Origin of the sequence: Streptomyces sp. NPDC015130 (genome assembly GCF_043080005.1) — a bacterium.
Taxonomy (GTDB): domain Bacteria; phylum Actinomycetota; class Actinomycetes; order Streptomycetales; family Streptomycetaceae; genus Streptomyces.
Genome location: NZ_JBIBVC010000003.1, coordinates 116,250 through 137,854 on the forward strand (window position 1 = coordinate 116,250; position 21,605 = coordinate 137,854).

Below are 21,605 nucleotides of genomic sequence, written 5' to 3' on the forward strand. Positions count from 1 at the left end.
CCCTGTCCATGGGCAGGCGGCCTCGGGGCTCGCGGGAAGTTCCACCGTTGGACGCCGCGCCGCTGCCACAGGCACCAGTCTTCCGAGCCAGGGCAAGAGGAGCGATGGCCATGGGTAACCTCACTGTGGACCAGCTGCGCCAACGGGTGCGCGGCGGGGTCGTCACGCCCGGGGACGAGGCCTACGACGAGGCCCGCAAGGTGTACAACGCCATGATCGACAGACGGCCGGCCGCTGTCGTCCGTTGCGTCAACGCGGGTGACGTCATGGCGGCCGTCGACTTCGCCCGGGAGAACGGGCTCGACCTGGCGGTCCGCGGCGGCGGGCACAGCGTGCCCGGCTTCGGCACCTGTGACGACGGCGTGGTCGCCGACCTGTCCGCAATGCGCGGCGTCCGCGTCGACCCCGTGCGCGGGACGGCGCGTGCCGAAGGCGGCGCGACCTGGGGCGACTTCAACGCGGCCACCCATGCCTTCGGCCTGGCGACGACCGGCGGGATCATCTCCACCACGGGCGTCGGCGGCCTCACTCTGGGCGGTGGCATCGGTTACCTCGACCGCGGACTGGGCCTGAGCTGCGACAACCTGGTCTCGGCCGACGTGGTGACCGCGGACGGCCGGCTCGTCGTGGCGAGTGAGCAGGAGCACGAGGACCTCTTCTGGGCGCTGCGCGGCGGTGGGGGCAATTTCGGCGCGGTGACCTCCCTCGAATTCCGGCTCAGCCCCGTCAAGGACATCTACGGCGGACCGATCCTCTTCGAACTGGACAGCGCCGGCACGGTCCTGCGCTCCTTCCGGGACTTCATCGCCGACGCGCCGGAGCAGCTCGGCGGGTTCCCGGCCTTCCAGATCGCCCCGCCGCTGCCGTTCATCCCCGAAGACCGGCACGGCGAGCCCTTCGTCCTGATCGTGTCGTGCTGGGCGGGTCCGCCGGAGGAGGGCGAGCGGGCGCTCCAGCCCTTCCACGACTTTGCCCCGGTGGTCGCGGAGCACGTCGGCGTCATGCCGTACCCGGCACTCAACAGCGCCTTCGACGCGCTCGTGCCGCCCGGTCTCCAGCACTACTGGAAGGCCAACTTCGTGACGGAGCTGAGCGACGCCGCGATCGAGGCGCACCTGGTGCACGGCCCGCGCCTGCCCGCCGTGAACTCGACGGTCCACATCTACCCGATCAACGGCGCCTGCCACCGGGTCGCCCCGGATGCGACGGCCTTCGCCTACCGGGACGCCTCCTTCGCCACCGTCATCGCGGGCATGTGGCCGGACCCCGCCGACAACGAGGCCAACACCGCCTGGGTCCGCGACTACTACGAGGCCACCGCCCCGCACTCGGAGGAGGGCGGCTACGTCAACTTCATGGCGGACGACGACCAGGGCCGCATCCGTGCCAACTACAAGGGAAACTACGATCGCCTCGTCGAGGTCAAGCGCACGTACGACCCGGGGAACCTCTTCCACCTGAACCAGAACATCAGGCCTTAGCGGGTGCCTCACACGGGGGTGTCGCGAGCCTCTGCGTTCGCCGGACTCGATGCCGGGCCGAGCGATGTGCGTGACGAGCCCGTCACGCTGCCACGCACCATCGCGGTCGCGGCTTGGGCCAGGACGGCGACGGCGCCGATGACGGCTGTGATCCGCTGTCCGGCGATGAGGTGGTGATGGCGGGGGCGGAGACCAGAAACGAGGCGTCGCCCGGGGCCCTCCGTATGCAAGGAACCTCTTCGACCGCGGGTCACATCGGTCCGTGCTTGCTGAGGCCAGGGCCTTGCTGTGTCGCTGACCGGCGGAAACCGTAACGACGTCACCCAGCTGATGCCCCTGCTCGCGAAGATCCCGTCCGTCGCCGGCCTGGTCGGCCGGCCCAGGCGACGACAGGCCACCCTGCCGACCGACCGCGGCTACGACCACGACAAATACCGCCGTCTCGTCTGGGCCCTGGGCATCAAACCGGTCATCGCCCGCCGAGGCGTCCTTCACGGATCCTCGCCGTCTGGCAGCGTCGACCGGCTGATGGCCGAGAGGGGCCGTGTTCCGTGAGCCAGTCGGTGACTACGCGAAACCCCAGGTAGGGAGCCATCTCGCCTGACCGGAGCGATGTTCCTCACCAACATCGGACGGGGGTGTCGGTGTAAAGTCGGGGCCGCCCTTGACCTGTACAAAGCAGGCAGGGAGCCGTCTTCGAACAGAGTCCGCAGTGCTGCGCACTCTGTTCAAGTCCAAGATCTGACTATTTGGCATCGCCGCAGGTCAGGGGCATCATGTGCCCCCCTCAGGCCAGTAAACGGTCAGCATGCGTCCCGGACGTGTCCCCGCTAGAAGGTAGCGGTATGCGGTCACGATCCCGATGCCGAACCCGGCGGCCTGCTGGGTACAGGTGTGTCACCGCACGGCAGGTGGGCCAGGGCGAGCAGGGCCCGGCGGGAAGCGCGGAGCGCCGTGCCGCAGCGCTGCCTTCTGGGGACCGCGCCGGGGGCCCGGGGTGTCGGTCCTCATCGCGTCGGCGGCGCTCGTGGTGTCGGCGGTGTGGCGTCCCGGGCATCTGGGTTCCGCCTTCCCGGGGACCGCGCGGGTTCTGATGGCGCTCGGTCTCGTCGCCGTGGTCTGGATCTGCGTTCTGGTCGCCTTCACGGTGGCGTTCTACGCCGACAACCTCGTGGAGGACGAGGCGGCGCTGGACTTCACGGGTGAGGAGCCGGCGGCCTGGGACGACTACGTGTACTTCGCCCTTTCGGTCATGACGACGGCCGGGACGACGGACGTCACGGTGCTGTCGAGGGAGATGCGCCGGACGGTGGCGGCCAACGCGACCATCGCGTTCGTCTTCAACACGGTGATCGTGGCCGGCATGGTCGCGGCACTGGACAGCGGGCGGGGCGCCTGACGGGTGCCGGCGGTCCTCGAGTGACGGTGGGGCGGTGACCGGTTCGTCCGCGGGTACGGGGCGAACCCGCCACCGCCCCCGCCGCTCAGGGGGTGAGCACGAGGCGGATCGGGTCTCCGATCTTCTTCTCCAGCCGGGCGACGGCGTCCGCGGCTTCCGCCAGCGGGACGTGGGCGCTGACGGAGGGGCCGAGGTCGATCCGTCCGGCGGCCGCCAGGCCGACGAGCTGTTCCACGTGCTCCGGCTCGGAGCCGTAGTGTCCGCGGACCTGGTTGACGTTGAAGCAGAAGCCGATGCTGTCGGCGATCGCGACCGGCTCCGGGGTGAGTCCGGCGAGGACGAGCGAACCGAAGGGACCGAGAACCGACGCCGCCTGGGCGCGGGCGGCACCCACGCCGGCGAAGTCGAACGCGACGTCGAGGCCGCGCCCGGCCGTCGCCTCCCGCACCGCCTCCGCGAAGTCCGGGGCGAGCGGATCGAGGGCGACGTCCGCGCCGAAGAGGAGGGCCCGCTCGCGGGCCGAGGGCAGCGGGTCGATCGCGAGGATCGGGGCCGCGCCGACCATCCGGGCGAGCCGCACGGCGTGGGCGCCGAGGCCGCCCGCGCCCCAGATGCCGACCGACTGGGCGGGGCGGACCGCGCCGGTGCCCACGATCGCGGCATACGGGGTGGAGACCGCGTCGGGGATGATCGCGGCCTGGTCGAAGGGCAGGTCGTCCGGGATGGGCAGCAACGTGCCCTCGCGGGCGATCGCGTACTGCGCCCAGCCGCCGTCGTAGTCGAGGCCGCGGGTGATCGGCCGGTGGCACGTCATCCGTCGCAGGCAGCCGCCGCAGTCGCCGCAGGCCTCGCCGGCCTGGAGGACCACGCGCTGTCCGGGCGTCCAGTCGCCCTTCACGTCCGGGCCGAGGGTGTGGACGACTCCGGCGACCTCGTGGCCGAGGGTGACGGCGCCCGCCTTCGTGACGGCGTCGGTGGGGAAGAAGGGGCTCAGGCTGCCGTCGATCAGATGGATGTCGGACAGGCAGACGCCGGCGGCCCGCACCTCCACGAGGACCTCGCCCGGGCCGGGGACCGGGATCGGGACCTCTTCGACGGCGAAGGTACGGGTGTCCAGGCGCAGCCGCCCGGCCAGCATGGTGTTCATGCGGAGACCTCGATGTGCTCGATGAAGGAAGCGCGTGCGTAGCTCAGGCGCTCGACATGGTCGACTGACCATGTCGATTAACCGTGTCTACCGACGGTGTCATCTGTCAAGCCGCTCCCGCCGGACGTTCGCGGAGTGCTCCGAGTTCCGTCCTGCGACTGTGTCGTTCAGTACAGTCATACGACATGTTCACTCGACAAAGTCGCGTGTATGTTGGCTGGTGACTGCTGGAGTGCAACGAAAGGCACGCTCATGACTCAGGTGTCCGTAGGCGCGGCGCGGGCGATCCCCGAGCGCCCCCCGCTGCCCCTCGTAGGCCACGCGTTCAACGTTCCGGCGGGCGCGGACTTCCTGGCCTACCTGCTGAAGGAGTTCAGGGAATTCGGGCCCGTGTACCGGCTGCGGCTCTTCGGGAGGGACACCGTCATGGTCGGCGGTCTGGACCTCGTGACCGAGCTGTCGGACGAGACCCGCTTCCGCAAGCACGTGCACGCCGACCTGGTCGAGGTCCGGGCTCTGGCCGGGGACGGTCTGTTCACCGCCTACAACCACGAGCCGAACTGGCGCAAGGCCCACGACATCCTGATGCCCGCGTTCTCACTCGGCTCGATGCGCAGCTACCACGCCCCCATGCTTCAGGTCGCCCGGTCGCTGATCGGCAAGTGGGACCGGCTGGCCGGGGTGCAGTCGGTGGACGTGCCCGACGAGATGACCCGGCTGACCTTCGACACGATCGGCCTGTGCGGCTTCGGCTACGACTTCGAGTCCTTCCGCCGCGACGACCTGCACCCGTTCGTCGAGGCGATGTCCCGGGCCCTCGTCTTCGCCCAGGAGAAGGGCGAGTCCATCCCGGGCTCCGAGCTGTTCAAGAGGAAGAAGGTCGAGCAGTTCCGCGCGGACATCGACCTGATGACGGAGCTCGTCGACGACGTGATCAGGGAGCGCCGCGCCTCCGGCGACACCAGCACGGACGACCTGATGGGGCTGATGCTGCACACGAAGGACCCCGTCACCGGCGAGCCGCTGGACGACGTCAACATCCGGCACCAGGTGATCACCTTCCTGATCGCCGGCCACGAGACCACCAGCAGCGCGCTCTCCTTCGCCCTGTACTACCTGACCAAGCACCCGGAGGTCCTCGCCCGGGCCCAGGCCGAGGTGGACGCCCTGTGGGGCGACGCCGAGTCCCCGGACCCCCAGTACGGCGACATCGGCAAGCTCACCTACATCCGCCAGGTGCTCAACGAGAGCCTGCGGCTGTGGCCGACGGCGCCCGCGTACGCCGTCGAGCCGATCGAGGACACCGTCATCGGCGGCAAGTACCCCGTACGCAAGGGCGAGTCGCTGATGGTGATCGCCTCGGCGCTGCACCGCGACGCGGCCTGGGGGGAGAACGTCGAGCTGTTCGATCCCGAGCGCTTCACGCCCGAGCGGGAGGCGGCCCGTTCGGTGCACGCCTTCAAGCCGTTCGGCAGCGGCGAACGGGCGTGCATCGGGCGGCAGTTCGCGCTGCACGAGGCCACCCTGCTGCTCGGCCTGCTGGTGCACCGCTACCGCCTGATCGACCACACCGACTACCAGATGAAGATCAAGTCGACGCTGACGATCAAGCCTGACGGCTTCAGCCTGAGGCTCGCCCGCCGCACCAGTGACGAACGGCGCCTGCCCGCCGCCGCGGCGGTGGACGCCGCCGCGGGCCGGACCACGGCCGTGACGCGCCGGGCGAGCGGGACCGCGCTGACGCTGCTCCACGGCTCCAACCTCGGCACCTGCGCCGGCATCGCCCGCGACCTCGGCACGGACGGCGAGGAGCACGGCTTCGCCCCGACCGTCGCCTCCCTCGACCAGTACACGGAGAGGCTGGCCGACTCCAAGGGCCCCGTCGTCATCGTCGCCGCCTCCTACAACGGCCGCCCCACCGACGACGCCGCCGAGTTCGTCGCCTCCCTGGAGAACCTCGCCCCCGGCTCGCTCGCCGGGCTGCGGTACGCCGTCCTCGGTGTCGGCGACCGCAACTGGGCCGCCACCTACCAGCGGATCCCCACCCTGATCGACGAGCGCCTGACCGCCGCCGGCGCCGTCCCGCTCCTGGAGCGCGGCAGCGCCGACGCCTCCGGCGACTTCGGCGGAGCGGTCGACCAGTGGACGGAAGACCTGTGGAAGGCGCTCCTGGAGGAGTACGGCGAGGCGGTCGCCGGTGAAGCGGCCGCCCCCGCACATGAGGTGGAGGGGGAAGGGCTGTACGAGCTGGAGGACACCTCGGAGTCGGTCCTCGGAGGTCTCGCCGAGCGTCACGGCGTCCAGCCGATGGAGGTCCTCGAAGCGTACGAACTCGTCGACACCGACCACGAACTGGGCCGCTCCAAGCGGTTCCTGCGGCTCCGGCTCCCCGAGGGCGTCACCTACCGCACCGCCGACCACCTGGCCGTCCTGCCCGGCAACCCCGAGGACCTCGTCCGGCGCGTCGCCGACCGTTTCGGCCTCGACCTGGACCGCACCGTCCGGCTGCGCGCCCGCCGCCGGAGCCGGGGCGCCCTGCCCGTCGACCGGCCGCTGACCCTGCGCCGCCTGCTCACCGACTTCGTCGAGCTCCAGGACGCGGCCACCCAGGAGCAGGTCGCCGTGCTCGCCGAGCACACCGCCTGCCCGCCCGAGAAGCAGCCGCTCACCGCCCTCGCCACCGCCGATCCCGAGACCTTCCGGGAGCAGGTGACCGGCGCGGGCCTCAGCGTCCTGGACCTCCTGGAGCGCCACCGCACGTGCGAGCTGCCCTTCGAGCGCTTCCTGGAGCTGCTGCCGGTACTGCGTCCCCGGCACTACTCGATCTCGTCGTCCGCCGCGGCCCGGCCCGGCGAGGCCGACCTGATGGTGTCGCTGCTCGCAGCGCCCCACAGGGCGGGCGAGGGCACCTTCCGGGGCATCGCCTCGCACTTCCTGCAGACCGTGGACGCGGGCGACGTGATCCAGGCCCGGGTCCTGCCGTGCAGCGAGTCCTTCCGCCTCCCCGAGGACACCTCCGTACCGGTGATCCTGGTCAGCGCGGGCACCGGACTCGCGCCCTTCCGCGGAGCCGTCCTGGACCGCCACCACACGGGCTCGACCGGCACCCTGCTGTGCTACTTCGGCTGCGACCACCCCGACGTGGACTTCCTGCACCGGGAGGAGTTCGAGGCGGCCGAGGCGGACGGCGCCGTCAGCATGCGTCCCACCTTCATGCACGCGCCCGAGAACGGAGCCCGCTTCGTCCAGGAGCGCATCGCCCGCGAGAGCGAGGAGGTGTGGTCGGTCCTGGAGGCCGGCGGACGCGTCTACATCTGCGGCGACGGCCGGCGCATGGCCCCCGCCGTACGGGAGGCGTTCATGGCGATCTACCGCGAGCGGACCGGTGAGAGTGACGAGCGGGCCGTGGCCTGGCTCGCCTCGCTCGTCGGGTCCGGACGCTACGTCGAGGACGTCTGGGCCGGCTGATTCTCGCAAGGAGGAAGAAACGGTTGTGGGCGCACCTGGAAGGTGCGCCCACAACCGTTCTCGCGTCGTGTCAGGCCATCGGTACGTCAGGCGCCATCGGTACGTCCGGAAGGCCGAGGTCCCCCTTGGCCAGCGCCACGGTCGCGCCCACGAGCGCCCTCAGCCCCGTCCGCTCGGTGGCGTCGTCCGGCAGGGTCTGGAGGACCTGCATGGTGAGTCCGTCGAAGCCGGAGAGGAAGAACCGGGCCACCGTCTCCGGAGACTCGGCCAGTTCCTGCCCCGTCCTCTCGGCCGTCTCCGTGATGACCTGTGCGGTCACCTCTATGACCCGCCGGTAGTGGCTTTGCCGTGCCTCGTCGAGACCGGGCACGCGCAGGGCGAACAGGGTCAGCTCGCTGAGCAGCTGGTGGTGCGACGTCGGCTCGCGCACGGTGCCCCACAGGGCGCCCGCCAGGGCGCTGAAGGTCTCCTCGAAGCCCGCGTCCTCCGGCGCCGCCCGCCGCACCTGCGCGACCAGCTCGTCGGTGATCTGGTCCATGACGGCCCGGTACAGGTCCTCCTTCGTGCCGAAGGTGTAGTGGACGGTGGCCTGCGCGACACCGAGCTCCGCGGCGATGGCGCGGGTACTCCCCGCGGCGACGCCCTCCCGGGTCATGAGGTCGATGGCCGCCTTGATCAGCTGAGGGCGGCGCTCCGCCGCGGAAACATGAGCCATGGGCCCACTATATCGACTTAGTCGATCGATCAAGTCGGCCCGGACCAGGCGTTACGTGACTTCGGCAGTCGACGCGCTGTCCGTGGGGAGAGCCTGCTCGGCCCAGATGACCTTTCCCTCACGACCGTGCCGAGTCCCCCAGCGCTCCGCGCACTGGGCGACGAGGAGCAGGCCGCGGCCGCCTTCGTCGTAGGTCCGGGCGCGGCGCAGATGCGGGGCGGTGCTGCTGGCGTCGGAGACCTCGCAGGTGAGCGTCGACTGGAGGATCAGTCGCAGCTGGATGGGGCTCTTGCCGTAGCGGATCGCGTTCGTGACCAGTTCGCTGACGACCAGCTCCGTGGTGAAGGAGAGTTCCTCCACCCCCCAGGCCGTGAGGACGTCGGAGGCGAAGCGGCGGGCCCCGGACACGGCCGCCGGATCGGGCGGGAGGTCCATCGTGGCCACGTGGTCCGGTTCGAGGGCACGGGTCCGGGCGACGAGCAGGGCGACGTCGTCGGCGGGGCGGCCGGGCAGCAGTGCGGCCAGGAGCCGGTCGCAGATCTCCTCCAGCGAGTCCGGCGCCGAGGTGAGGACGTCGTGCAGAGTGGCGAGTCCTCGGTCCACGTCACGCGTGCGGCCGGCGATCAGCCCGTCGGTGTGCAGGACCAGCAGGCTGTCCTCCGGCAGCTCGAACTCCGCCGTCTCGAAGGGGAGTCCACCCAGCCCGAGGGGCGGTCCGACCGGTACCTCCGGCAAGGCCTCGCTGATCTGCGAGGGGGTGACGACGGTCGGCGGGACATGGCCGGCACTGGCCAGCGAGCACCTGCGCGAGACGGGGTCGTAGATCGCGTACAGGCAGGTGGCGCTGGTCTCGCCCTCGTCCGGGGACTCCTCGCGCTGCATGCGGATGACGACGTCGTCCAGATGGGTGAGGAGTTCATCGGGCATGAGGTCGATGTCGGCGAATGCGCGGACGGCTGTGCGGAGTCGGCCCATGGTGGCGGCGGCGTGCAGGCCGTGGCCGACCACGTCGCCGACGACCAGCGCGACGCGGGCCCCGGACAGGGGGATGACGTCGTACCAATCGCCGCCCACACCGGCTCGGGACCCGGCGGGCAGGTAACGCGCAGCCGTTTCGACGGCCGCGTGGTTCACCGTGTTCCGCGGCAGCAGGGTCCGCTGGAGGGCGAGCGCGGTGGAACGCTCATGGGTGTACCGGCGGGCGTTGTCGATGGACACCGCCGCCCTGGAGGCGATCTCCTGCGCCAGCCGGAGGTCGTCGTCGTCGAAGGGGGTCGAGGTGCGGTGGCGTACGAACTGCACCAGGCCGAGGATCTCCCCGCGGGCGTGCAGAGGCACGAGGAGTACGGAGTGAAGCCCGAGGTCGCGCAGCACTCGGCCGTGGGACTCCGACGGCGCCACCCACGTGGGCATCTCGGTCCCCGCGATGTGGTGCAGGACGGACCGTCCGGTGGTCAGCGCGCGAACCGGTTCGGAGTCGTCGGGGTAGGTGTGGGTCCCGCCGACGCGGAGCGGGGACTCCGGACAGTCGTCGAGGACGGAGCGCTGGGCGACGCGGCGCTGTGTCAGGGCCTCCGGCGGACCGGTGCCGGTCTCGTCGAGTGCGGAGTCGAGGAGGTCGACGGTGACGAGGTCGGCGAAGTCCTCGGTGCAGACCTCCGTCAGCTCCTCCGCGGTGCGGGTGATGTCGAGCGTGGTCCCGATGAGCTTGCTCGCCCTGTCGGTGAGGGCGAACCGACGCTGCAGCAGACGGTCGCGTTCCTCCTGGTAGGCGGTGACGACCTCTTCCGAGGAACGGTCCACGTAGTCGAAACCGATCGCGACCAGCCTCACCGTGGCCAGGTTGATCATGTGCCAGTCGCCGGTGAGGCGGGGAGCTTCGGCCTGCAGCTGTTCGAGCAGACTGAGATGGCCGAGCCGGTAGGCACGGAGGAGCCGGCTCACCGGGATTCCCCGCCGGGCGTAGAGGCGGGCGATGTCCAAGGCGGCCGGAGGAGCTTCCGGCGCGCTCGCACCGGGGTGGGCCTCCAGGAGATCCAGAAGGGCGGTGACGTGCTGGGCCGTCTCCTCCAGGGTCAGGGCCTCGATGTCCGCGTTCTCCCACAGCTCGGGGAACTCGCCGTTCAGGCGCTGGAGCAGCAGGCCGGCCAGCTTCTCCACCTGCGGTCTGAGGTGGCGGGCCAGCTGACCAAGGAACGCATCGACCTCGGTTCCCATAGTGCGAATGTACGGGAAAGCCATGGTGTGCGCTCCTCGGACGGCTGTGGCGGCCTCTGATCGACCCGGACCTCAGAGCCCGAGGTGGTCGCCCAGGTCGGCGTAGTCGACCTGCCACAGGCCGGGGGAGCCCGTGGGGTACTGGGAGCGGAAGCCGAGCACGCGCTGGACGCGCGGCGAGAGCGTCTTGGCGAGCTCCCTGTCGACCAGGAAGGGGTACGCCTCCTCGCCGGTGAGGAAGCCCGCGTTGAACGCGAAGGCGAGGCCACGCCGGTACTCGGCGTCGGTTCGGTTCGCCCCGCCGCCGTGCGCGGTCTTGCCGCTGAAGAGAAGGACGTCCCCGGCGTTCATGACGGCGGGGATCGTCTGCTCGGGGGTCCCGCGGTCCTCGAAGTCGCTCCAGTGGTTGCTTCCGGGGATGACGCGGGTGGCGCCGTTCTCCTCCGTGAAGTCGGTCAGGGCGACCAGGAAGTTGATGGTGACTTCCGGCCCGCCGGGACCCATGCCGATGAACGGGAACCAGTTCTCCAGGTCACGGTGGAGCATCTGCGCCGTGTTGCCGGGGCCGATCTCGATCACCTGGGCGGTGGTCATCCAGTACGTGCCCGACTCCTGGAGGAAGACCAGGTCGCTGATCTCGTGGACCAGGGGGTGGTCGATGATCTCGCTGCGGAACGTGGCGCTGTGCGTCACCAGGTTCGTGAGGCGCTTGGTGTTGCTGCCGTGGAACGCGGCCACGATCTCGTCCTCGTGGGTGGACCCCGGGGCGAGCGCCCGCAGCGGCTGCTCGATCTCGGCGTTGAAGCGGACGATCTGCTCCTGCGTCAGGAAACCCTTGATGACGACGCCGCCGTCACGGGTCACGATCTCGAGGATCTCCTCCGTCGGCGTGTCGTTCGCCACGGACGTCAGTGCCTGGGTCTTCTTCTGTGTCGTCATGTGCGTCCTCTTCCTCGATCCGAAGCGCGGTTGGTCGACCGTTCGATCAGCCGCGGGCGTTCTGTCTTCCGGGGACTCCCGCGCTGCGTTCTCGCGACGGTCAGGTGGGTTCGGTGGCCACGGCGTTTCCGCGTTGTTCCTGTGGTGGTCGTCTCACTGTCGCCAGCCGGTACCGCAGGCGAGAACGACAGCGGGCACCTGCTTCGCCCGGGCCCGGTGCACGATGCACAGTCCGGTCGCGGGCACGGCGGAGCTATCCGCTCACGGCGTCCTTGCCGGAGTCGATGCGAACTCCGTGGGCGCTACGGGCAGAAGCGGGTCCCGGCGCCGTGTGCCGGTGGTGTGCGGTCCGCTCCCAGGGGCGTGCGCTGCCGAGCCATCCGAGGAGGAAGGCCGCCGGTACGGAGACCAGTCCGGGGGTGTGGAGCGGGAACAGGTTGAAGTCCTGATCCGGCAGCAGCGCGTATTTCGTCCCGGACACAGCGGGGGAGGCGAGGGTCAGCAGGGTGCACAGGGACAGCCCTCCGTAGACGAGCCACAGCAGCCCGTGACGGTTGAAGCCGGCCCAGAGGAAGGAGTAGACGAGCGCGGGGAACACGCATGTGGCCGCGAGGCTCAGCGAGAAGGCGAGGAGGAACTCGACGGGATAGCGGTGTACGGCGGTGGTGAGGAGAAGGCTCACGGCGCAGAGCGCGACAACGGACAGCCGCAGGACTGCCGGCTCTCCGATCCCGATCCGGGCACGGCCCTTCCGCCCGAGCAGGTCGCGGGTCACGGAGACGGCGCCGGCGAAGGTCACGCTCGCCACGGCCGTGAGCACCGCGAGGAAGGCGACACAGGCCACGAGGGTGATGAGCACGACCCGGCCGGTGGAGTGGTGGGGGAGGACCTCCGACGCCAGGAGGATCGGGGCTCCCTGCCCCTTCACGTCGACCGCTCCGATCCGTCCGCTGCCCACCACCGCGGCCGCGGCGAAGCCGGTCGTGATCAGCAGCAGGTAGAAGAAGCCGGTCAGCCCGACGGCGACGCTCAGTGAGCGCCGGGCGGCGGGCACGTCCCGGCTGGCGCTGACGCGCAGGAGCAGGTGGGGCATCATCGCGGTTCCGAGGATGACGACGATGTGGTCACTGAGCGTGCCGAGTGTTCCGCCTCCGGCGGAGTGCTCCCACAGTCCGGGGCTGAGGTACTCGTCCGGCGACACGCTCCTGTCCATGGCTGCCGACAGCAGGGATCCGGGACTCCAGTCGAAGAGGCGGAGCGCCAGCAGGGTCACCGCGGCGAGCGTCGCCAGGGCCACGGGCACTTTGGCGGCTTGCACGAAACTGGTACCGCGCAGATCGGCCACCCCTGCGAAACACGTGATCAGGAACCCCATCAGCACCGTGCACACCACCTGGGCCCGCTCGCTCGGCATGCCGATCAGAAGGGCGGCGGTGATGCCGCCGGCACGCAGTTGCACCATGAGCAGGGGCACGGCGATGCACAGTGTCACCACGGCACCGGCGATCCGTGCTCCCGGCCCCTCGGCACGCAGGGAGAACAGCTCGCCCAGGGTGTAGCGGCGGGTCGCGCGAATCCTGGAGGCGAGCAGCAGGAAGACGCCGAGTGCGAGGGCGCTGTCGACGGCGGTCGAGACTCCGTCGTAGCCGAAGAGGGCGATCGCTCCCGGCAGCGAGACCAGGATGACGACCGTGATCTGTTCCCCCGCCATCGCGACGCCGTTGAGGACGGGCGGGAGGGACCGGCCGGCGACGTAGAGGCGTTCCGGGTCGTCGTCCTGCGTGGCGAGCGTGAAGACCCACAGGAGGCAGAGGCCGATGAAGACGAGGAAGGCGCTGATGACCGCGCCCCTCGCGGCGGTGCCGATGAGATCGGGCGAGCCGACGCTCAGGAGGTGCGCCGTCACCACGTGCCCCCGGCCGAACGGGAGGCGGCAGTCGTCTCCGAGGCCGGTTCGAAGGAGGACGCGGCCCGGTTCTCGTACCACCAGGTCCCGCCGACGAGGACGACCAGCTGTGTGAGCGCCCACGCGATGCCGAGGGTGAGACGGCCGTATACGGAGATCTCTCCGAGGGGGGTGGAGCAGGAGAGCAGGACACCGACGGCGAGCGGCAGCGCGTTGACAGTGACCAGCATCCGTGTGTCACGGGGGGAATGCCGGGAGGAATCGGAGGGCACGTGACCTCTCTCGGGAAGAACAGGGAAGACGGACTCGGCGCGAGGGGGCGCGGGGACGGTCGCAACCGTTGAGGACGGGTGAGGGAGTCGGGCAGCCGTGCTCCGTACAGGTCGGAAGCCATGCCTGTGACCGCCGGGGCTCGACGGTGACGCGGCGTCCGCGGGGAAGGCGCAACAGTTCTACGGCGAACGACGGCCTCGGCGTGACGTCAGAGCACGACGGCCCGGCCGCGGTGAGGCTGGTGAAGCGCCTCGCACCGCGGGCGTCGGGCGTCAGCGGCGGCTGGTCGCCATCAGGCCGGCGTATTGCCCGGCACGCTCCAGGAGCCGGGGGACACCCGTTTCGAGCGACGGTCCGAAGACCGTGTCATGAGGACGCTCGCCCCGCTGCCAGCGGGTGTGGATGGCCTCGCAGAAGATCGCCGCTTTCCACAGGGCGAGGGTCTGGTACCAGGGGAGCGGGGTGAGATCGAGGCCTGTGCGGCGCTGGTAGCGCTCTGCCAGTTGGCGCTGGGTGAGGTAGCCGGGTGAACGGGTCACCTTGGTGAGTTCGAGCGGGGTGGCAGGGTTGCCGGCCTCGGACCAGGTGGCGGTGAGGTACCCCAGGTCCGCGAGCGGGTCGCCGAGCGTGGCCATCTCCCAGTCGAGGACCGCGAGGACCTCGGCCGGGGCCTGTGGGGCGAACATGAGGTTGCCCATGCGGTAGTCGCCGTGCACCACCGACGCCGCCTGGCTCGTCGGCAGGTTCTGGGCGAGCCAGTCCGCGATGCGCTCCACCGCGGGCAGGCTGCGAGTGGTGTTGACCTCCCAGAGGCCGCGGAAACGCTCGACCTGCCGCCGGAGGTACCCCTCGGGCCGGCCCAGGGAGGCGAGCTCCCCCCGGGTGACGTCGATGCCGTGCAGAGTGACAAGGGTTTCGACGACCGCCTCGCTGGTCAGCCGGCGCTGTTCGGCGGGGGAGAGGTGGGGCGGGATCGTGTCGGTGACGATCGTGCCGTCGAGCCGGGACATGAGGTAGAACGGCACGCCCAGAACGTCCTCGTCCTCGCAGACGGCGAGGATCTCCGGCACCGGCACCCCGTGCCCGTGGAGGATCTTCTGGATGCGTGCCTCGCGCACCATGTCGTGCGTCGACTTCGGCAGCGGCGGGCGCGGGCCGCGGCGCAGGACGACGGACTCGCCGCCGCGTTCGATCAGGTAGGTGACGTTCGAATGGCCGTCGCCGATGCGTTGCCACGCGATCGGCCCGCTGCCGATGCCGTGTGCGTCGAGGAAGCCGGTGACGGCGTCGAGGACCAGGAGGGGAGGACTGTCGAGATGACGGGCCCGCTCGCGGCTCGCGACGACTTCCACGCCGTCGGGGACGGTGTGCATCACGCGCCCCCGTCCCGGCCGACGACGGCGTCGCCCAGGTATCGCTCACCGGCCTGGACAGTGGCCCGCCGACCGGCCGAGGCACGGCGTGCGATGGCCCACCGGTGAGTCTCGTTGGAGCCGTCGTAGATGCGGAACGGACGTACCTCGTTGAGGTACTGGGCCAGCGGGAGTCCGTCGGAGACGCCGTCGCCGCCGCAGATCTGGACGGCACGGTCGATCACCCGGTGGATCGCCTCCGAGCAGTGGACCTTCGCGACCGAGGACATCGCCGAGCCCGCCTTCGGGTCGCTGTGCAGCAGCGCCGCGGTCTTGGTGATGATCGCGTCGGACGTCTCGATGTCGATGACGGACTCGGCGATCAGGTGCTGGGCCAGGCCGAGCGAGTCGATCGGACCGCCGAACAGCTCCCTCTTCGCGGCCCGGTCGAGGGCGATGTCGTGCGCCCGGCGCGCCAGTCCCAGCCAGCGCATGCAGTGCGTGAGTCGCGCGGGGCCGAGCCGTACCTGCGCGTACCGGAAGCCGAGTCCGACCTCGCCGAGGACCGCGTCGTCGGGGACGAAGCAGTTCTCGATGTACAGGTGCGGGTGGCCGCCGTCGATGGAACGGTCGACCGTGTGGATCGCCTCGCCGACCCTGATGCCGGGGTTCGTCATGTCGACGAGGAACATGGTGGCCCCCTCGGGGGAGCCGTCGACGGCCGGGGTGCGCGCCATGACGATGCAGAACGTGGCACCGACGGCTCCGCTGGTGAACCGCTTGTGGCCGTCGATGATCCAGCCGCCGTCGGTGCGTACGGCGGTGGTCCGCAGCGCCGCCGGATCGGATCCCGCTCCGGGGTGGGGCTCGGTCATGCCGAAGCAGGACCGGATGTCCCCCGCCGCCAGAGGCGCGAGATACAGCTTCTTCTGCTCCTCGGTCGCGATGACGTTGAGCATGTGCATGTTTCCCTCGTCGGGGGCCATGCAGTTGAGCGCGCTGGGGCCGATCGGCGAGTAGCCGGCCTCCTGGAGGATCGGCGACCAGTGCTCGATGGGCAGGCCCTGCCCGCCGTACTCCTTCGGCACGAGCGGCGCGAAGACGCCGGCCTCCTTCGCAGCGGCCTGCAGTCGGTCGCGGGTGGCCTGGTCGAGACGCCTGCCGGGCGCGGGCTCGGCGTCGATGACGGTCTCGCGGATGAACCGGCGCGTGCGCTCCGCGAGTTCCGCCACCTCGGGTGGCAGAGGGGTGAACGTCATGGCAATCCTTTCGGGGGTGGCGCGGTCGTTACGCGGTGCCGCCGGCGACCGCGAGGCCGCCGTCGACGGTGAGAACGCGCCCGGTGACCCAGGAGGCGTCCTGCGAGGCCAGGAAGGCCACGGCGGAGGCGACGTCCGACGGCTCGCCCAGGCGGCGCAGCGGGTAGTCGGCGGCGACCTCGGCTTCCTTGCCCTCGTACAGGGCTTCGGCGAACCGGGTCTTCACCACGGCGGGGGCCACCGCGTTGACGCGGATCTCCGGGCCGAGTTCGGCGGCCAGGGTCCGGGTCAGATGGGACACCGCCGCCTTGCTCACGCCGTAGAGGCCGATGCCGGGTGACGGGGTGTCGCCGGTGACGGAGGAGAGGTTCACGACGGCGCCCCGACGTTCGGTGAAACCGAGCTTCGGGTGGGCCACGGCGTCCTGAACCCAGGCGAGGGTGGCGAGGACGTTGACCTCCAGGACCTTGCGGGCGACATCGAGGTCCAGACCGATGACGGGGCCGTAGGCAGGGTTGATGCCCGCGTTGTTCACGAGGACGTCGAGCCCGCCGAACTCGCGCGCGACGGTGTCCAGGACCTCGCGGCGGTGGTCGGGATCGTCCGCCCTGCCGGCGACGGTGACGACACTGCCCGGAGGGAGGGAGGCCGCCGCCTCTTCGAGGGGACCGGCCTTGCGCGCGGTCAGACACACGCGCGCCCCTTCGGCGACGAGCCGTTCGGCGACGGCGAGACCGATGCCCCGGCTCGCTCCCGTCACGACGGCGGTGCGGCCCGAGAATCGGCCGGTGTGGTTCTCGCTCATGGATCAGTCCTTCGGGAGGCGCGCCGGCCCGGTGTCGTCCGTGTCGCGGAGTTCGGCGCGCCGGATCTTGCCGCTCTGGGTCTTGGGCAGGTCGGCGAGGAAATGGATCGTGCGGGGACACTTGTAGGCCGCCAGGCGGTCTCGGGAGAAGGCGATCAGCTCCTCCGCGGATGCGGTCAGACCCGCTTTCAGCGAGACGTAGGCGACGACGGTCTCGCCGCGGTAGTCGTCCGGCCGACCGACGACCGCGGCTTCGAGGACCGAGGGGTGTTCGTAGAGGGCGTCCTCGACCTCGCGCGGCCAGACCTTGTACCCGGACACGTTGATCTGGTCCTTGAGCCGGTCCACCAGGTAGACCCAGCCCTCCTCGTCGATCACCGCGACGTCACCGGTACGCAGCCGGCCCTCCGGCATCGTCCGACGGGTGGCCTCGGGCTTGCCCCAGTACCCGGGAACGACCTGCGGCCCGCTCAACTCCAGCTCACCCTGCTCACCGGGGGGTATCGGGTCGCCGTGCAGTCCCACGACGCGGGCGGTGATACGCGGCAGCGGCTTGCCGACGGACAGAGTGCCGCTCGGCAGGTGCACCGGTGCCCGCTCACCCGGCGGCACGGCGATGACGGCGGACGTTGTCTCGGTCATCCCGTAGCCGTTGTGGAGGTAGACGCCGAACCGCTCCTGGAACCGCTCGACGGTGGCCGGCGGTATCGGTGCGCCGCCCGAGTACAGGGCCTTCGCCGAGGCGAAGTGCTCCGGTCCGGCCTGCGGCAGCTCGTAGATCGCGTTGTACGCCGTGATGGAGCCGATCGTGTAGGTCACCCCGTGCTCGGCGAAGGCCTCCAGGGCGACCTCGGGGTGGAACCGGCCCGCCAGGACGAGCGTGGTGTCGGTGAGCAGGGAGATCGTCGCGTTGACCACCGCGCCGGTGATGTGGAACAGCGGGGCCATGGCGAACACGACGTCCCCGTCGCGCACACCCATCCACGACGCGCAGGTCGCCACCACGCTCAGGACGTTGCCGTGGGTGTTCATGGCACCCTTCGGCGGCCCCGTCGTCCCTGAGGTGTACGTCAGGAACGCGACGTCGTCGTGGGCCAGCTCCACGGGCGAGGGACCGCGGCCCTCGAACTCGCGGATCAGGGCCACCAGGTCGCCGTCCGGCGCGGGGGCCAGACGTTCCGTCGTCGCGAAGACCCGCGGATCGTTCCTCGACTGGTAGTCCAGCGCGGATGTGCTGATCAGCCATCGCACCGAACTCCCCGCCAGCGTGCCGAGCGTCTCGTGGACGTCCTCGTCCGCGCAGACGACGCCGACCGCCCCGGAGTCGTCGATGATCCGGCGGAGTTCCCGGCCCCGGTACATCGGGTTGAGTCCCAGGGCCGTGGCCCCCAGCTTCCACAGGGCCAGCAGCACCAGCGCGTACTGCGGGACGTTCTGCAGGTACACCCCGACGCGGTCGCCCCGGCCGGTCCCGCGGGCCTCGAACGCGGCGGCCAGGGCGTCCGACGCCGCGTCCACCTCCCGCGCGGACAGAGCGCCGTCGAAGAAGCGGAGCGCGGTGCCCTCCGGGTTCTTCGCCACGCGTGCCCTCCAGGCGGCCACGAGCGAGCCGGGTGTCGTGTCCGGCCCCGTACCGGACCCGTCGGGGGACGTGTCCCGCCGCCCGCCGTCATCCACTGTCATCTGCCGTCCTTCCCATCCGTGTCCACGCGCTCGGCGCGCCGGTCACGTGAGCTCGCGCTTGAGGATCTTTCCGGTGGACGTCATCGGCAGGGTCTGCACGATCTCCACGATGCGCGGGTACTTGTAGGCGGCCATCTGCTCCTTGCCCCAGGCGATCAGCTCGTCGGGGCGGGCCTCGGCGCCACGCTCGAGGATGACGAACGCCTTGATCTCCTCGCCGTGACTCTCGTGCGGCACGCCGACGACCGCGGCCAGGCTGACCGCCGGGTGCGTCATCAGGACCTCCTCGATCTCGCGCGGGTACACGTTGAAGCCACCGCGGATGATCAGGTCCTTCGCCCGGTCGACGATGTAGTAGAAGCCGTCCTTGTCCCTGCGGGCCAGGTCGCCGGTGCGGAACCAACCGTCCCTGACGGCTTCGGCGGTGGCCACGGGGCGGCCGTGGTAGCCCTTCATCACGTTGTGGCCCTTGACCGCGATCTCGCCGATGGCGCTGCCCGTGCCGTCGTCCTCGACCTCGGACCAGTCCGGCTTGACGAGCTTGACCTCGACGCCCCAGATCGGCACGCCGATCGACCCGGGCCGGGGCTCCCGCGCCGGATCGCTGAAGGTCACCACCGGCGAGGTCTCGGAGAGGCCGTAGCCCTCCAGGACCTGGACGCCCAATCGCTCCCTGACCTGCTTGACGATCTCCGCGGGGAGCGAGGCGCCACCGGAGACGCCGACGCGCAGGTTCCTCGCGATCCTCTCGACGTCGACGTCGTCGGTGAGCGCCTGCAAGAGGCCCCACCACATGGTGGGGACGCCCGCGAAGACGGTGATGTCCTCCCGCTGCATCAGGGACACCGTCTGCCGGGCGTCGAACCGTGGCAGCAGCACCAGTGTGCTCGCCGTCGAGAAGCCGGCGTTCATCTGCACGGTCGCGCCGAAGGAGTGGAACAGCGGCAGCACGACCAGATGGGTGTCCTGGGCCGGCCGGTTCTCCAACAGCTGGTTGACCGCGAGGGCGTTGAGCGCCAGGTTGGCGTGGCTGAGTTCGGCGCCCTTCGCCTGTCCTGTCGTACCGCTCGTGTAGAGCAGCACGGCCGGGTCGTCACCGGACGTCCCGATGCTGTCGAACGTCGCCGCGGCGCCCCGCAGTGCGGCGCCCATGGTCTCGACGCCTTCGATCGGGCTTTCCGCCGCGGGGTCGGCGGTGATGAGGAAGAAGTGCTCGCAGCCCGGGGTCCCGGTGAACCCGGCGTGGCCCTCCGCACCCATCGGCAGGCCCTCGACGCCCTCGAAGCAGAAGTACGCCTTCGCCTCCGAGTCGGCGAGGTGGTAGGCGACCTCCCGGCCCTTGAGCAGGATGTTGAGCGGTACGACTACGGCGCCGGCCTTGAGGATCCCGTAGTAGACGATCGGGAACCAGGGCACGTTCGGACAACTGAGCGCGACCTTGTCGCCGGGCCAGATGCCGCGGTCCACCAGGAGGTTGGCGACCTGATTGGCAGCGGCGTCGATCTGGGCGTAGGTCAGACGCGTCTCGCCGAGGACGACGGCGTCCCGGTTCGGGTGCGTGCGGGCGGAGTCCTCGAGCAGGACCGAGAGGTTCAGCATGGTGTCTTCCGGGAGGGTGGACCGGGCCAGGCCGCGGGGTAACGGAACACGCGGCATGGCCCGGAGCGGGTGGGGGTTACGCGTGGCTCGACGCGGACGTCACAACTGCCGCAGGAGCCGATCGAGGGCCTCGGCCGTCGCCTCGATGTCGGCGGTGGTGTGCGCCGTGCTGAGGAAGACCTTGCCGGACGGCATGAAAAGGAAGCCCTGCCGCAGCATCCCTTCGAGGATCACCGCCCAGAGCCCGCTCGTTCCGTGAAGCCCCGTGGCGCCCCCGGCGGGGACGTACTGGAGGAGCGAGCCGACCCGGTTGAAGCTGCCGAAGTCGGCCGACGAACCGAGAACGGTGCCGACGAGGGCTTCGAACTCGGACGATGTCCGTTCGAGTTGCTCGTAGACCGCGGGGTCGGCCAGGACGCGCATCGTCGCCGCGACGGCTGCCAGCGCGATCGGGTTGGCGTTGAAGGTTCCGGCGTGCACGACGCCGGAGGTCACCTGGTCGATCAGATCCGCCCGGCCGACGACGGCGCTCTGGGTGAACCCGCCAGCCATCGCCTTCCCGAAGACGGACAGGTCGGGAAGGACGCCGTACTTCTCGGCCGCCCCGCCCCGGGCGATCCGGAACCCGGCGATCACCTCGTCGAAGACGAGGACGACGCCGTGCCGGTCGCAGAGGGTCCGCAGCGTCGACAGGAACTGCGGTGTGGGTGCTTCGACGCCGGCGTTGCTCATCACCGGGTCGACGAGCACGGCCGCGATGTCGCGCTCGACGGACTCCCCCAGCAGGCGCTCGGCCAGCCGCACGTCGTTGAAGCGTGCCACGACCAGGTCGTCGAGGACGCTGGCCGACTGTCCCGCCCCGCCGGGGGTGGCAGGGCGGTCGCAGTCGTCCTCGGACATCCCGGCGTACACGGTGTCGTGCCAACCGTGGTAGCTCTTCGCGAACTTGAGGACGCGGCGCCGGCCGGTGGCGGCGCGCGCGAGGCGCAGCGCCACCTGCACCGCTTCGGTCCCCGTGTTGCTCCACAGCAGTCGCTCGCCGTGCGGCACCGCTTCGAGGACCGCTTCCGCCGCGAGGTACTCGAGCGGGTGGCCGGTGCCGACGACCTGCATCTTCGTCGCGACCTCGGACACCGCTGACAGCACGCGCGGGTCACTGTGACCGAGGACGAGCGGCCCCCAGGCCATCACGTAGTCGACGTACCGGTCGCCGTCCAGGTCCCAGACGTGTGCGCCCCGCGCCTCGCGCACGAAGAGCGGATGGGGAGGCATCGCGGCGCGCAGGCCCGACCCCACACCCCCGCCGACGCTGCGGCGGGCTCGCTCGAAGGCCGAGCGTGATGATTCCAGGGCCATGAGATC

General features: G+C 70.6%; 14 protein-coding genes and 2 pseudogenes. 4 read left to right on the forward strand and 12 right to left on the reverse strand.

Features of this window, described 5'->3' with window-relative positions; translation table 11 throughout:
* The first annotated feature begins 104 nt into the window (after positions 1 to 104).
* From ACF08F_RS06885 to ACF08F_RS06895, 3 genes and pseudogenes are all read left to right on the forward strand, one after another.
* Entirely contained in the window at positions 105 to 1,481 is a 1,377-nt protein-coding gene (locus ACF08F_RS06885) for an FAD-binding oxidoreductase (protein WP_392297437.1), read from the forward strand.
* Positions 1,482 to 1,754: 273 nt separating this feature from the next.
* Positions 1,755 to 1,982 (forward strand): annotated as a pseudogene (locus tag ACF08F_RS06890) (transposase); the annotation flags it as partial.
* A gap of 429 nt (positions 1,983 to 2,411) precedes the next feature.
* A pseudogene (locus ACF08F_RS06895) lies at positions 2,412 to 2,880 on the forward strand (DUF1345 domain-containing protein); the annotation flags it as partial.
* A gap of 85 nt (positions 2,881 to 2,965) precedes the next feature.
* Here ACF08F_RS06895 and ACF08F_RS06900 read toward each other — a convergent pair.
* A complete protein-coding gene (locus tag ACF08F_RS06900; protein ID WP_392297438.1) occupies positions 2,966 to 4,027 on the reverse strand; it encodes a zinc-binding dehydrogenase in 1,062 nt (353 codons plus the stop codon).
* A gap of 252 nt (positions 4,028 to 4,279) precedes the next feature.
* Here ACF08F_RS06900 and ACF08F_RS06905 point away from each other — a divergent pair, with 252 nt between their 5' ends.
* Positions 4,280 to 7,495, forward strand: a complete 3,216-nt coding sequence (locus ACF08F_RS06905; protein WP_392297439.1) for a bifunctional cytochrome P450/NADPH--P450 reductase — start codon at positions 4,280 to 4,282, stop codon at positions 7,493 to 7,495.
* A 70-nt stretch (positions 7,496 to 7,565) separates the two neighbouring features.
* Here ACF08F_RS06905 and ACF08F_RS06910 read toward each other — a convergent pair whose 3' ends face one another.
* The 11 genes from ACF08F_RS06910 to ACF08F_RS06960 form a co-directional block, all read right to left on the reverse strand.
* Positions 7,566 to 8,210 carry a TetR/AcrR family transcriptional regulator gene (locus ACF08F_RS06910; RefSeq protein ID WP_392297440.1) on the reverse strand — a complete coding sequence of 215 codons (645 nt, stop codon included), beginning with the start codon at positions 8,208 to 8,210 and terminating at the stop codon, positions 7,566 to 7,568.
* 51 nt (positions 8,211 to 8,261) lie between these two features.
* Positions 8,262 to 10,451, reverse strand: coding sequence for a SpoIIE family protein phosphatase (locus tag ACF08F_RS06915; RefSeq protein WP_392297441.1), 2,190 nt, complete (start codon positions 10,449 to 10,451; stop codon positions 8,262 to 8,264).
* 48 nt (positions 10,452 to 10,499) lie between these two features.
* Complete coding sequence (locus ACF08F_RS06920) at positions 10,500 to 11,366, reverse strand: phytanoyl-CoA dioxygenase family protein (RefSeq protein WP_392297442.1); 867 nt, start codon at positions 11,364 to 11,366, stop codon at positions 10,500 to 10,502.
* A 253-nt stretch (positions 11,367 to 11,619) separates the two neighbouring features.
* Positions 11,620 to 13,272 (reverse strand): transporter, encoded by a 1,653-nt coding sequence (locus ACF08F_RS06925; protein WP_392297443.1) that lies wholly within the window; start codon positions 13,270 to 13,272, stop codon positions 11,620 to 11,622.
* Complete coding sequence (locus ACF08F_RS06930) at positions 13,269 to 13,502, reverse strand: hypothetical protein (protein ID WP_392297444.1); 234 nt, start codon at positions 13,500 to 13,502, stop codon at positions 13,269 to 13,271. The genes ACF08F_RS06925 and ACF08F_RS06930 overlap by 4 nt, the downstream gene beginning before the upstream one ends.
* Before the next feature lie 315 nt (positions 13,503 to 13,817).
* Positions 13,818 to 14,918: a phosphotransferase family protein gene (locus ACF08F_RS06935; RefSeq protein ID WP_392297445.1), complete on the reverse strand. Its 1,101-nt coding sequence runs from the start codon at positions 14,916 to 14,918 to the stop codon at positions 13,818 to 13,820.
* Positions 14,918 to 16,156 (reverse strand): acyl-CoA dehydrogenase family protein, encoded by a 1,239-nt coding sequence (locus ACF08F_RS06940; RefSeq protein ID WP_392297446.1) that lies wholly within the window; start codon positions 16,154 to 16,156, stop codon positions 14,918 to 14,920. The genes ACF08F_RS06935 and ACF08F_RS06940 overlap by 1 nt, the downstream gene beginning before the upstream one ends.
* A gap of 28 nt (positions 16,157 to 16,184) precedes the next feature.
* Positions 16,185 to 16,961: a glucose 1-dehydrogenase gene (locus tag ACF08F_RS06945; RefSeq protein WP_391057650.1), complete on the reverse strand. Its 777-nt coding sequence runs from the start codon at positions 16,959 to 16,961 to the stop codon at positions 16,185 to 16,187.
* Positions 16,962 to 16,964: 3 nt separating this feature from the next.
* Positions 16,965 to 18,644, reverse strand: a complete 1,680-nt coding sequence (locus ACF08F_RS06950; RefSeq protein WP_392297447.1) for a class I adenylate-forming enzyme family protein — start codon at positions 18,642 to 18,644, stop codon at positions 16,965 to 16,967.
* Positions 18,645 to 18,686: 42 nt separating this feature from the next.
* Positions 18,687 to 20,243, reverse strand: coding sequence for a long-chain fatty acid--CoA ligase (locus tag ACF08F_RS06955; RefSeq protein WP_392297448.1), 1,557 nt, complete (start codon positions 20,241 to 20,243; stop codon positions 18,687 to 18,689).
* Between the two features lie 99 nt (positions 20,244 to 20,342).
* The gene (locus tag ACF08F_RS06960) at positions 20,343 to 21,599 is read right to left on the reverse strand and encodes an aspartate aminotransferase family protein (RefSeq protein ID WP_392297449.1); all 1,257 of its coding nucleotides are present in this window, start codon (positions 21,597 to 21,599) and stop codon (positions 20,343 to 20,345) included.
* Between the last annotated feature and the right edge of the window lie 6 nt (positions 21,600 to 21,605).

Excerpts from the sequence above, each read along its gene's own strand:
- ACF08F_RS06930 (WP_392297444.1), bottom strand. The coding sequence starts at position 13,502 with ATGCTGGTCACTGTCAACGCGCTGCCGCTCGCCGTCGGTGTCCTGCTC.
- ACF08F_RS06935 (WP_392297445.1), bottom strand. The coding sequence starts at position 14,918 with ATGCACACCGTCCCCGACGGCGTGGAAGTCGTCGCGAGCCGCGAGCGG.
- ACF08F_RS06950 (WP_392297447.1), bottom strand. The coding sequence starts at position 18,644 with ATGACAGTGGATGACGGCGGGCGGCGGGACACGTCCCCCGACGGGTCC.
- ACF08F_RS06915 (WP_392297441.1), bottom strand. The coding sequence starts at position 10,451 with ATGGCTTTCCCGTACATTCGCACTATGGGAACCGAGGTCGATGCGTTC.
- ACF08F_RS06955 (WP_392297448.1), bottom strand. The coding sequence starts at position 20,243 with ATGCTGAACCTCTCGGTCCTGCTCGAGGACTCCGCCCGCACGCACCCG.
- ACF08F_RS06960 (WP_392297449.1), bottom strand. The coding sequence starts at position 21,599 with ATGGCCCTGGAATCATCACGCTCGGCCTTCGAGCGAGCCCGCCGCAGC.
- ACF08F_RS06885 (WP_392297437.1), top strand. The coding sequence starts at position 105 with ATGGCCATGGGTAACCTCACTGTGGACCAGCTGCGCCAACGGGTGCGC.
- ACF08F_RS06910 (WP_392297440.1), bottom strand. The coding sequence starts at position 8,210 with ATGGCTCATGTTTCCGCGGCGGAGCGCCGCCCTCAGCTGATCAAGGCG.
- ACF08F_RS06905 (WP_392297439.1), top strand. The coding sequence starts at position 4,280 with ATGACTCAGGTGTCCGTAGGCGCGGCGCGGGCGATCCCCGAGCGCCCC.
- ACF08F_RS06945 (WP_391057650.1), bottom strand. The coding sequence starts at position 16,961 with ATGAGCGAGAACCACACCGGCCGATTCTCGGGCCGCACCGCCGTCGTG.
- ACF08F_RS06940 (WP_392297446.1), bottom strand. The coding sequence starts at position 16,156 with ATGACGTTCACCCCTCTGCCACCCGAGGTGGCGGAACTCGCGGAGCGC.
- ACF08F_RS06920 (WP_392297442.1), bottom strand. The coding sequence starts at position 11,366 with ATGACGACACAGAAGAAGACCCAGGCACTGACGTCCGTGGCGAACGAC.
- ACF08F_RS06900 (WP_392297438.1), bottom strand. The coding sequence starts at position 4,027 with ATGAACACCATGCTGGCCGGGCGGCTGCGCCTGGACACCCGTACCTTC.